Below are 10,361 nucleotides of genomic sequence, written 5' to 3' on the forward strand. Positions count from 1 at the left end.
AATGGTAACATCCCCGCGATCGTCAATAACACCGTCGGATCTTCTGGCACCAAGGAACCGCTCGGCAACGGTTGATGTCCCCGCTGGCTATAAAAATCGAGGAAGGCTTGACGAATCTCGGCACCGCTGAGTTTGAGAGCAGACATAAGACTTTAAATATAGGGATGGCAGTATAGTAACTATCTCTCTATTGTGCCATTTTTGGCTTCGGCAATAACAATCCGGCTCATTCTCATCAGCAGTCGATCTAGTTGTGACAAAATAAAGGATGAAGTGAATCATCTCGACACTTATGACAATAACGGAGCTATTTCCAACGCTAAGAAATTTGCCTCGTGCAGATAAGTTAAAGGTCATGCAGTTTTTAGTGACAGAACTAGCTAAAGAGGAGGAACCAGCCTTACAACCTGGTGCAACTTACGAAATTTGGTCGCCATTTGATTCTCATGAAGCGGCTCACAAGTTAGCCCAACTGTTAGAATCAGAACCACCACAAGCATAATACGCGACAGTCAAAGATTTAACTTTATTGAAGGATTTGATGCTTTCGGTGCTCCTGATGCCCTGCTGTGTGTTTCTATCGATTCGAGGTAAATCGATCGAGAATCTAGATACAATTCTGCATCTGATGGGCATACTTGAGTAAAAGTGAGTATTGAAATTCAAGTCTAATGGTATATCATCCTGAATTGAGCGATCGACTGCAAAAGCTATTTGAAGATGCTATGACTCATGGAACTGATATAATCGATCGAGGAGAGCAACTCATTCCATTTTTATTTACAACCGGAAGTAGCGGCGGCAAAATCACTGTTTTTGTTAATGATAGTGATGATATGGCATCTCAAGGAATTTATGATGCTAAACTTCAAATTAGCGATTCAAAACAAGAAATCGATGCTTATGTGTTAGGCTATGATGCCTTATTACCATTAGCTGATAGCAGTCAGATAGACGCACTAATTCTTGAAGGAAGCGAGCGAGGAATTAGCTTTGGATTTATTTTTGCACGATGCTATTATCAGCGTGAGGAAGATGGCGAGATAGTTTTCATAATTGATGGTAACGGCTTTCTTCAAAAGAGCGAGCAGCTACTAACTACATAGAGACCTCTACCGGATCGCCGACTTCTCGAAGAAGTCGGCGATCTGGTAAATCTAGGTTTATTTACTTAAAATTATGCCGGAAAAATTCTGTTACTAGCCGATCGCTTTTTCCATATTTATAATTGCGGCAACGATCGATAAGAGCAAAGTAGTATAAATCAGGCAGCAAAGCGGAGAATTTCAACTTCGGCATTGCGATCGATCGCCCGCTCCGCACGATCGAGAACTGCTGCTGTTGTGTTTTTACTGAGGTAATACTCATCGCAATTTTCACAAATATCAGCGGGTACATCCTTGAGGATAATGATGCAATTATCCCGTTCTAGAGTAACATTAACACTTCCACTGTAAGTAGTTCCGTGTTTGCAAAGGATACATTTCATCAATTTATTTCGCAACACTAAAGTTATTCTCCCAGATTGCTGATTGCGACAATCTAGCTTCAGAGATGTCGTCGATCGCGACTTTAGATCCCTTCATTCCTATACCGAGTCGCAAGTGTTAAGAATATGTTACTTAAATTAACTATTAATTTAAGATTACTTGATTAATATTTATCCCTTTCAGGACTAAATTGAACTAATTTAGAAGTCGGCTGTTGAAAATGTGCTGACTACCACTCACATTAAACAATAGAGATCTAACATTTTCTGTTACACAGAACACAATTATGCTGAATGTTTACCTAAGCTAGATCGTTAAATCGATTCGTCTTTACAATAAACATTAAGTAAGTAGCATCAATCGAGATTGTCCCCGCCGCAAAAATTACGGAGTTTGGCATGAAAATTGCAGTTATCAAAGAGACTAATCCAGGCGAGCAGCGTGTCGCCCTGATTCCCGATCTGGTTGCCAGGTTGGTGAAACAGGGTTTGGAAATTTGGGTAGAAGCTAGAGCTGGCGAAAAATCGTTTTGGAGTAATGAGGCTTATACCCAAGCTGGAGCAGAAGTGATCGCCGATACTGACAGGCTCTGGGGCGAACCTGATGTGGTGCTAAAAGTTGCACCGCCAAATCCAGCGGAGGCTGGTAAATTGCGATCGGGTGCGACGTTGATTAGTTGCCTGACACCGTTGGCAAATGAGCAATTGATGAGTCAACTTGCCAGTCAGGGTGTCACTAGTCTAGCGATGGAATTGATTCCCCGCAGTACTCGCGCTCAGAGTATGGACGCGCTCTCTTCTCAGGCTTCGATCGCGGGCTACAAGGCGGTGTTATTGGCTGCTGCGGCTCTGCCCAAGTATTTTCCGATGCTGACTACAGCCGCCGGGACGATCGCGCCTGCAAAGGTGTTTATAATTGGGGCTGGGGTGGCTGGCTTACAAGCGATCGCGACTGCTCGGCGGTTGGGGGCAATTGTCGAGGCGTTTGATATTCGCCCTGCGGTACGCGAGGAAGTCCAGAGTTTGGGTGCTAAGTTTATCGAGGTGCCGTTAAATGAGGATACTGTTGGCGAAAATGGCTATGCGAAGGAGGTTTCGCAGTCGGCTAAGGAGTTGACACAAGCAACGATCGCTCAACACGTACGTTCTGCTGATGTGGTGATTACCACGGCGCAGGTACCCGGTAAAAAGGCTCCATTATTAGTTACTGCCGAAATGGTATCGCAGATGCGCCCCGGCTCGGTAATTGTCGATCTGGCAGCCGAGCAGGGTGGGAATTGTGCATACACGGAGGCTGGTAAGTCGATCGATAGGCATCAGGTGATGGTGATTGGGACGATAAATTTACCCGCTTCTGTGCCCGTTCATGCAAGTCAATTGTATTCCAAAAATATCAGTACTCTGTTGCAGTATTTGATTAAGGATGGTGTTCTGAATTTAGATTTTACCGACGATATTGTTAGCAGTACTTGTGTGACTCACGAAGGCAAGATTTGTCACGATCGGGTTCGGAATTTTGTCAAAAGTACCAGTCAACCTTCGGTTGTTGCTTAATCAATCGATTTAATCGCGTTCTATAGAATCCATATAAGATCTCTACGGTTGGCGTACAAAATGCGTCATTCTCTCTTTTTCTGGAGCTGTAGGGGTGGGTTTATGCAATTTAATGTCGATGTTACTGTTCGACTCAAACAAAACCCACCCTCCGCCACCAGGATCTAAAAAGATCTCAAACGGGTTCTATATTATGTAAACAATTGTGTCTTGCCTCAATCAAAACGCACGCGGTGGTTTGCAACCGCATGAATTTCTCATCAATATTTTCTAGTGGGTTGGGCGGGTTTGTTCTTAAATGGTTTGCTTCGTTTTGGATAACTAGCATAAACCCGCCCCTACAGATCTTACACTTACATAAAATCTATGAGTTCGACGTTAATTGCTGCTCTATTTGTCTTTCTGTTGGCAACCCTTGCAGGTGCGGAGGTGATTAATAAAGTGCCGCCAACCCTGCACACGCCATTGATGTCTGGTTCTAATGCAATCTCTGGAATTGCCGTAATTGGGGCTTTATTAGTTGCTGGTAATCCTGGCGATAATTTAATTACCATTTTGGGTTCGATCGCGATCGTGCTGGCAACTATTAACGTTGTCGGAGGCTTTTTAGTTACCGATCGGATGTTGCAAATGTTCAAGAAAAAAGAAACGAAGGTTAGTTGAGAATTGAGAATTGAGAATTGAGAATTGATAACTCACCGATTGTAAGTATTAGTGCTATCTGATTTATGGATATTAGTGGATTTATTCCGACGGGGATTGAGATTAGTTATTTGGTGGCGACTGCGCTATTTTTCATCGGTTTGAAATATCTCGGTTCGCCAGCGACGGCGAGACAGGGAAATACGATCGCGGCTGTCGGGATGTTATTGGCAGTTGTTGGAACGTTATTAAATGCAGGCGTTGTCAATTATTCGGCGATCTTTTTGAGCATTGCCATCGGCACGGCAATTGGGGCGATTGGTGCTTACAAAGTTTCCATGACGGAGATGCCGCAGATGGTGGGTTTGCTCAATGGCTTGGGCGGCGGAGCTTCGACGCTAATTGCGGTGGCGGAGTTTCTGCGCGGATTACCTGCTGCTGAGGTACCCTCGATCGATAGTCGAGTTACTTTAATTTTAAGTATTCTCATCGGTGGAATTACGCTGACGGGGAGTTTAATCGCGTTTGCCAAGTTGCAAGAATTGATGTCGGGTTCGCCGATTACTTTCCCGTTGCAACAGCCTGTGAATATCTTGCTATTTGCGAGTTTTGTCGTCGGTAGCGGTTATTTTCTGAACGCACCCAAGGATGAAGCGATCTTTTTAGGCTTAACTGCGATCGCTTTAATTTTAGGCGTATTATTCGTTTTACCGATCGGTGGTGCGGATATGCCTGTGGTTGTCTCTCTGCTCAACTCGTTTTCGGGGATTGCAGCGGCGGCGGCGGGTTTCGTGTTGATGAATAATATCTTGATTATTGCTGGTGCATTGGTGGGCGCATCGGGGATTATTCTGACACAGATTATGTGTAAGGGCATGAATCGATCGCTCAGTAGCGTGTTATTTGGTGCCTTTGGTGGTGTCAAATCTGGTAAAGGCGGTGCTGGTGGTAAGCAAGAAGATCGCACGGCGCGCAGTGTCGATGCTGAAGAATGTGCGATGATGCTGGGCTACGCTCAATCGGTTGTCATCGTCCCTGGCTATGGAATGGCAGTCGCTCAGGCTCAACACTCCGTGCGCGAATTGGCCGATCAGCTCGATCGATTGGGCGTGGATGTCAAATATGCCATTCATCCAGTTGCAGGGCGGATGCCGGGGCATATGAACGTGTTGTTGGCTGAGGCAAATGTGCCTTATCCCCAACTCTACGATATGGATGACATCAATACGCAATTCGATCGAGTCGATGTGGCATTAGTCATCGGTGCGAATGATGTTGTCAATCCAGCCGCTCGCAGCGATAGCAACAGTCCGATCTTTGGAATGCCGATTCTCGATGTGGACAAAGCCAAACACACGATCATAATTAAACGCGGGATGAGTACGGGTTTTGCTGGTGTCGAAAATGAGTTGTTTTATCTCGACAAAACCATGATGTTATTTGGTAGTGCTAAGGATGTCGTTGGCAAGTTAGTTTCGGAGATTAAACAATTGTAAGTTAGTGGATGGGTAGATGGGTGGACTGTACCACCGTAGGATGGGTAGATGGGTAATGAGGAGCGAAGAACATAGTTCCAAAGCCCTATTGCTTATTTCTTATCCCTTTACCCTTTACCCTTTTCTGCCTTCTATTACATCAAAAATCTCGCAAACTTAACACCACAAACTGCACTAATCAATCCACAAACTAGACCATTGATAAGGATAGATATCCCCCAAGTTATTTGAGCGAAACTTGTGAAACAGCCACCAGCAGATCTAAACAAACCATTGGATATCTCTAGTCCTTTCAACCCCAGCCAAGATAGCAAAAGAATCGAAAATACACCCAATACACCGCCAACTACCGCACCCCCAAAGCCAGCCGTCCAAGCATAATACGGCTCGAATTTTCCACCCTCACGCAGTAGCCGATATCTTACTATCAGTAACATTCCGGCTAAGGTAGCACCAGCAACAGTCCCGATCGGGGCTACTAGCGAATAGCGTAAGTATGATAAGAGATAATAATGAAAATATCCATACCAGCTAAATTGAGAGTTGGTTGGCGTTTGAGAAAAATCGATGAGAGTCGTCCACGCTCCGATCCACGGTAATAAAAATGGTGCGACTAATTTACCCAATAACATCGTGCTAATGGCAATAATCAACGAACCTAGTAGGGAATAACCAATGGTCGCAAATAAAGACCAAGGCGATCGAGTTTTCCAGGTAACGATCGCACCAGCTATGACTCCAGGTGCCAAGATTATGCCTAAATAGAGTAAGTGAATTAGTTGAAGTTGCAGCATATAACCGACAGCACAGATCTAGATTGCTATTAGTAGTTATAGTCATCTATCGAACCACTGCCATCAGTATATTCCACAGATAAAATTACTCTCTAGATTGATGCGATCGTTATCACAATTTATCGGGTTAATAGTTAGGAAATTTAGGCGATCGAGTTCACAAGTTTTTTAGATTTCGATCGAGATTCGATGGATTTAAGACATTGAAACCACACTTACAAAGCCTCGATACTCAAAATACTACCATCGCTAAAATCGATATTCAGATTGCAATTATTGAGTAACAAAGTGCCGACTTGCGGACGACGACCCATGGCTAGTACTGGTACTTCTAGCTCTACTCCATCCCAGACGACCGTTGCGCGGTGAACTGGTGTCGCTAAATTTTCATCATTAGCAAGATTGGTATTAATAGTCGCCACATAAGGCAGTTGCAGCTTGGCAATTGCAGCAACGGGCAAAGTCAAAGCTCCTTCAAAACCTGTATTAATTACACAACCAATTTCTAGATCTGGATAGCCAGAGATCCGCACGATGACTTTTACTTGTGGTTGTCGTCCGATGACAATGCCATTAATCACGATAGATCTACCTTTGTCAACGTACCACCCACTGCATAAACAGCATTAAATCCGATTCGTTCTGCCCAAATGATGGCATCGGGAAATTGAGATTGCAACCGATCGGTAGCTTCTAACAAATTATCATCAATTTCATAGTTGCTCGTAGTCAGATCGATCGCGATAATTTTACCAACATTATCGCGCGTTTCGACCTGCGATCGAATCGATCGATTATAAAGATCCTGTCCGCGTCTGGCGATTTTGACAGGGTTGGGCGCAACGGATGCTTCGTTACTATTTAGCTGAGTCATAACCCGATCGACTGCGCTGTATATTATTCTTTTCTGATTATACCAAACTCGGCGTTGCCAGATTCAGGTAGGAATAGCTAGAGAGGGGAGCGGGGAGCTATGCGCGTACTACACCCCTTCCCAAATCAGAAGTTGCCTAGATGCAGCCACAAAGCAGTTGAGAAATTTTGGTGGATAGATAAAGTTGTCGTAAGCCAATGCCATTTGTCTGGCAGCTTCCACAGGCGAGATCCGCCCGATGCCCGTGCCCAAGCCAGGACAGGCAACAGTCGCGATCTTTTGTGACTGATGGCGATTGTGATGTTCGACAGCCAACAGCATCGCCCACATGGCGATATAGGGGATATCTGTGCCCACAATTTGCATCGGGACGCGCATGGTGGGCGTATGGGCTAAAAAAAGATGCTGCGGGTGTCCGGTGGCGATGATAAATGAGGTACCGACTGATTGCTCGCCGAGATAATCATCGAGGATCTTTTGTTGGACTCGTTCCATCAGCGAGATCCCAAAAAACTCGGTAATTGCGGCATCTATACCCCCATCCATCATGCCAAATGAGTTGGCGGGACTAACGAGACAGTCGTAAGTATTTAATTGCTCGAAGCTGCAATTAAATACTTCTACATTCGGTAAATAAGCGAAACGTTCTTGAAATGCTTGGAATAGTGCGTAGTTTGGGGCTACTAAGATGAGTTTAATATTCGATCGATTCATATGCGATCGAAGATATCAAGATCGATCGAGTTTGTCAATCTTAGCTTGAAATGCTTAGTAGCAATGTCAGGCCATTTTGGATTTTGCGGTGCGCTGTGGAGATTCCCGCCAGAGCACGCCGCAATTATTAATTATTGAAAATGCCTAGTCTCGGTCAATATTCATCTTTGTTGGTCAGTTCTTTTTCCATATTGTCTGCAACTAATCCGATTGAATTAATTATTTTAACCAGACTGTTATCATCTAACTTCGCATCAATTTTAGCATTAAATATTGCTAAATTATTATTGCTGCTCGTCCGAATAATTTCCCAAGAGCCAATTTTCTTGTCGTGAGATTGCCTCATCATTTTATCGCTGATTTCTGACGATAAGAGTCCAGGACTTTTGTAGGCAAGTGCATAAACCTCTCTTAGCTCTACAGTAGTACCATTAATTTTATTGGTATTGGAATTGATTAATACTACTTGTGTCCGATCGTTCGGACAAGTTACGATTACTTTAAAATCACCATCGCTAGTAACTTCGTATTTCATACCTGCTTGTTCTAAAGCAGCTTTTACTCTGGCATCGGTTTCGCCAGCACGAGCACTAGGGTAAAAGGAGCCGAGCAAAATAGATAATGTCGCGACGACTAAAGATAGATTTTTGAGACTGAATGCGCGATTCATAATATTGATGGTGAAGGGATGACCGAGTACAGTGTAATTCAATTTGTCAACGAATAGTTAAAGTTGTAACTTAAATAGCGATCGCCGAAAAATATCTTTACTAGATTATATAGACAGTCTCAGTTGACTCGATTGCGGAAACTTTCGATGCTAATTGTCAATAAAACGATCTCCAAACCAGCCAGTGCGATCGCTTGCATCCACAGAGCTTCCGATCGAACGCGTTCGATCGAGATTTACCGCAGGATCGCGATGTCGTCGTGCAGAGTGTTCAATAACCAGAGAGTTAAGAAAAAGGTGGGGTAAACTGTATATATAAATGCAGAAAGAGGCGATCGAAATTCGATCGCCTCCTCAGCTAAAAACTTAAATTGGGACTCGGGACTACATCATTCCCATGCCGCCCATGCCGCCCATGCCGCCCATGCCACCCATGCCACCCATGCCACCCATGCCGCCCATATCGGGTGCAGCGGACTTAGGTTCGGGCTTCTCGACGACGAGAGCTTCGGTAGTCAAGACTAAACCTGCGATCGAAACCGCATTTTGTAAGGACGAGCGGACGACTTTAGCAGGATCGACAATCCCCGCAGCTAGTAAGTCTTCAAAGACATTAGTCGCAGCATTATAGCCGATATTATCGGCAGCAGCACGGACTTGTTCGACGACTACCGAGCCTTCAACGCCAGCGTTACTAGCAATTTGACGCAACGGTGCTTCGAGAGCTTTGGCGATAATCTCTGCGCCGATTTTTTCCTCGGCATTGGCGAGACTGGCTTTGAATTGGGTCACTTTATCGGAGAGGTGGATTAATGTAGTACCGCCACCAGCAACGATGCCTTCTTCTACGGCTGCTTTAGTAGCATTGAGTGCATCTTCGATCCGCAATTTGCGATCTTTAAGTTCGGTTTCGGTAGCCGCACCGACTTTGATTACGGCAACACCACCAGCTAGTTTGGCGATCCGTTCTTGGAGTTTTTCGGTATCGTAGACAGAATCTGTCTCAGCGAGTTGTTGCTTGAGTTGGGCGATGCGCTTTTGGAGATCGCCACTATTGCTGTTATTAGAAACGATCGTGGTGTTTTCTTTATCGATCGTGATTTTAGCTGCATTACCCAGCATTTCGAGGCTGGCAGTATCCAAGCTCAGACCGATTTCTTCAGAAATCATCTGTCCGCCAGTGAGGATTGCGATATCTTGTAACATGGCTTTGCGACGATCGCCGAAGCTCGGAGCTTTAATGGCAGCAACACTGAGAACGCCACGCGCTTTATTAACTACTAGAGTTGCGAGAGCTTCGCCCTCGAGATCTTCAGCGATGATTAAGAGGGGTTTACCCGCACGGGCAACTTTTTCGAGAATGGGGACTAGATCTTGGATCGAGTTGATTTTTTTGTCGGTAATCAGAATCAGCGCGTCGTCAAATTCAACCACCATCCGCTCTTGGTCGGTAACTAGGTATGGAGAGAGGTAACCGCGATCGATCTGCATTCCTTCAACTACATCCAATTCGGTAGTCAGAGATTTTGATTCTTCGACTGTAATGACGCCATCTTTGGTCACTTTATCCATAGCAGCAGAAATCATCTCGCCGACTTCCGGATCGTTACCAGCCGAGACGCTAGCCACCTGAGCGATGCCGTTACCTTCTACAGGTTTAGCTAGTTTGGCAATTTCTGCAACCAGCATGGTTACCGTTTTATCCATCCCGCGCTTGATGCCGATCGGATTGCTACCAGCAGCAACGTTTTTGAGACCTTCGCGAATCATTTCTTGAGCCAAGACGGTTGCTGTAGTGGTACCATCTCCAGCCAAATCTTTAGTTTTGGAAGCAACTTCCTGAATCAGTTTCGCGCCAGTATTTTCGAGAGGGTCAGTCAATTCAATTTCTTTGGCGACGGTAATCCCATCGTTAACGATCTGCGGCGCGCCAAATTTCTTCTCTAATAAGACATTCCGTCCTTTGGGGCCTAAAGTAATCTTGACCGCATCAGCCAAGGCGTTGACACCCCGTTCGAGCGCACGACGGGACTCTTCGTTAAACGCTATGATTTTTGCCATATTATTTTATTGTAATCATCTCTTCCAAAATTTAGCACTCTATGAGGAGGAGTGCTAAGTAGATTTC

The 10,361-nt window shown here is 44.9% G+C and carries 13 protein-coding genes; 5 read left to right on the forward strand and 8 right to left on the reverse strand.

The window, feature by feature from the left end; translation table 11 throughout:
* The coding region (locus C7B77_RS29280) for an alanine--tRNA ligase-related protein (RefSeq protein WP_146138333.1) at nt 1-146 on the reverse strand (146 nt) is incomplete at its 3' end.
* Nucleotides 147-292: 146 nt separating this feature from the next.
* Between C7B77_RS29280 and C7B77_RS14810 the strand changes: the two genes are divergently transcribed.
* Entirely contained in the window at nt 293-502 is a 210-nt protein-coding gene (locus C7B77_RS14810) for a hypothetical protein (protein WP_106306144.1), read from the forward strand.
* A 169-nt stretch (nt 503-671) separates the two neighbouring features.
* Nucleotides 672-1,106 (forward strand): hypothetical protein, encoded by a 435-nt coding sequence (locus tag C7B77_RS14815; RefSeq protein ID WP_106306147.1) that lies wholly within the window; start codon nt 672-674, stop codon nt 1,104-1,106.
* A 158-nt stretch (nt 1,107-1,264) separates the two neighbouring features.
* Here C7B77_RS14815 and C7B77_RS14820 read toward each other — a convergent pair whose 3' ends face one another.
* Nucleotides 1,265-1,489 (reverse strand): type II toxin-antitoxin system MqsA family antitoxin, encoded by a 225-nt coding sequence (locus tag C7B77_RS14820; protein WP_106306150.1) that lies wholly within the window; start codon nt 1,487-1,489, stop codon nt 1,265-1,267.
* A 399-nt stretch (nt 1,490-1,888) separates the two neighbouring features.
* Here C7B77_RS14820 and C7B77_RS14825 point away from each other — a divergent pair, with 399 nt between their 5' ends.
* From C7B77_RS14825 to C7B77_RS14835, 3 genes are all read left to right on the forward strand, one after another.
* Complete coding sequence (locus C7B77_RS14825; RefSeq protein ID WP_106306153.1) at nt 1,889-3,043, forward strand: Re/Si-specific NAD(P)(+) transhydrogenase subunit alpha; 1,155 nt, start codon at nt 1,889-1,891, stop codon at nt 3,041-3,043.
* 366 nt (nt 3,044-3,409) lie between these two features.
* Nucleotides 3,410-3,706, forward strand: coding sequence for an NAD(P) transhydrogenase subunit alpha part 2 (locus C7B77_RS14830; RefSeq protein ID WP_106306156.1), 297 nt, complete (start codon nt 3,410-3,412; stop codon nt 3,704-3,706).
* A gap of 71 nt (nt 3,707-3,777) precedes the next feature.
* The gene (locus C7B77_RS14835; RefSeq protein ID WP_106306177.1) at nt 3,778-5,181 is read left to right on the forward strand and encodes an NAD(P)(+) transhydrogenase (Re/Si-specific) subunit beta; all 1,404 of its coding nucleotides are present in this window, start codon (nt 3,778-3,780) and stop codon (nt 5,179-5,181) included.
* Nucleotides 5,182-5,315: 134 nt separating this feature from the next.
* On the opposite strand, the gene C7B77_RS14840 is transcribed toward C7B77_RS14835, so the two are convergent.
* The 6 genes from C7B77_RS14840 to groL form a co-directional block, all read right to left on the reverse strand.
* Nucleotides 5,316-5,975 carry a hypothetical protein gene (locus tag C7B77_RS14840; protein WP_106306159.1) on the reverse strand — a complete coding sequence of 220 codons (660 nt, stop codon included), beginning with the start codon at nt 5,973-5,975 and terminating at the stop codon, nt 5,316-5,318.
* Between the two features lie 215 nt (nt 5,976-6,190).
* Nucleotides 6,191-6,556, reverse strand: coding sequence for a clan AA aspartic protease (locus C7B77_RS14845; protein WP_106306162.1), 366 nt, complete (start codon nt 6,554-6,556; stop codon nt 6,191-6,193).
* Nucleotides 6,553-6,849 carry a hypothetical protein gene (locus tag C7B77_RS14850; RefSeq protein WP_106306165.1) on the reverse strand — a complete coding sequence of 99 codons (297 nt, stop codon included), beginning with the start codon at nt 6,847-6,849 and terminating at the stop codon, nt 6,553-6,555. Before C7B77_RS14850 ends, C7B77_RS14845 begins: the two co-directional genes overlap by 4 nt.
* Before the next feature lie 108 nt (nt 6,850-6,957).
* The gene (locus tag C7B77_RS14855) at nt 6,958-7,563 is read right to left on the reverse strand and encodes a macro domain-containing protein (RefSeq protein ID WP_106306168.1); all 606 of its coding nucleotides are present in this window, start codon (nt 7,561-7,563) and stop codon (nt 6,958-6,960) included.
* Nucleotides 7,564-7,717: 154 nt separating this feature from the next.
* Complete coding sequence (locus C7B77_RS14860) at nt 7,718-8,275, reverse strand: hypothetical protein (RefSeq protein ID WP_146138334.1); 558 nt, start codon at nt 8,273-8,275, stop codon at nt 7,718-7,720.
* Nucleotides 8,276-8,617: 342 nt separating this feature from the next.
* Entirely contained in the window at nt 8,618-10,294 is a 1,677-nt protein-coding gene (gene groL / locus C7B77_RS14865) for a chaperonin GroEL (protein ID WP_106306174.1), read from the reverse strand.
* Between the last annotated feature and the right edge of the window lie 67 nt (nt 10,295-10,361).

The sequence above is a fragment of the Chamaesiphon polymorphus CCALA 037 genome (assembly GCF_003003845.1).
In the GTDB taxonomy this organism is placed as follows: domain Bacteria; phylum Cyanobacteriota; class Cyanobacteriia; order Cyanobacteriales; family Chamaesiphonaceae; genus Chamaesiphon; species Chamaesiphon polymorphus.

What these genes read in the sequence shown, in the direction of transcription:
- C7B77_RS14840 (WP_106306159.1), bottom strand. Translation starts at nt 5,975, where the DNA reads ATGCTGCAACTTCAACTAATTCACTTACTCTATTTAGGCATAATCTTG.
- C7B77_RS14855 (WP_106306168.1), bottom strand. Translation starts at nt 7,563, where the DNA reads ATGAATCGATCGAATATTAAACTCATCTTAGTAGCCCCAAACTACGCA.
- C7B77_RS14825 (WP_106306153.1), top strand. Translation starts at nt 1,889, where the DNA reads ATGAAAATTGCAGTTATCAAAGAGACTAATCCAGGCGAGCAGCGTGTC.
- C7B77_RS14850 (WP_106306165.1), bottom strand. Translation starts at nt 6,849, where the DNA reads ATGACTCAGCTAAATAGTAACGAAGCATCCGTTGCGCCCAACCCTGTC.
- C7B77_RS14830 (WP_106306156.1), top strand. Translation starts at nt 3,410, where the DNA reads ATGAGTTCGACGTTAATTGCTGCTCTATTTGTCTTTCTGTTGGCAACC.
- groL (WP_106306174.1), bottom strand. Translation starts at nt 10,294, where the DNA reads ATGGCAAAAATCATAGCGTTTAACGAAGAGTCCCGTCGTGCGCTCGAA.
- C7B77_RS14815 (WP_106306147.1), top strand. Translation starts at nt 672, where the DNA reads ATGGTATATCATCCTGAATTGAGCGATCGACTGCAAAAGCTATTTGAA.
- C7B77_RS14810 (WP_106306144.1), top strand. Translation starts at nt 293, where the DNA reads ATGACAATAACGGAGCTATTTCCAACGCTAAGAAATTTGCCTCGTGCA.
- C7B77_RS14820 (WP_106306150.1), bottom strand. Translation starts at nt 1,489, where the DNA reads ATGAAATGTATCCTTTGCAAACACGGAACTACTTACAGTGGAAGTGTT.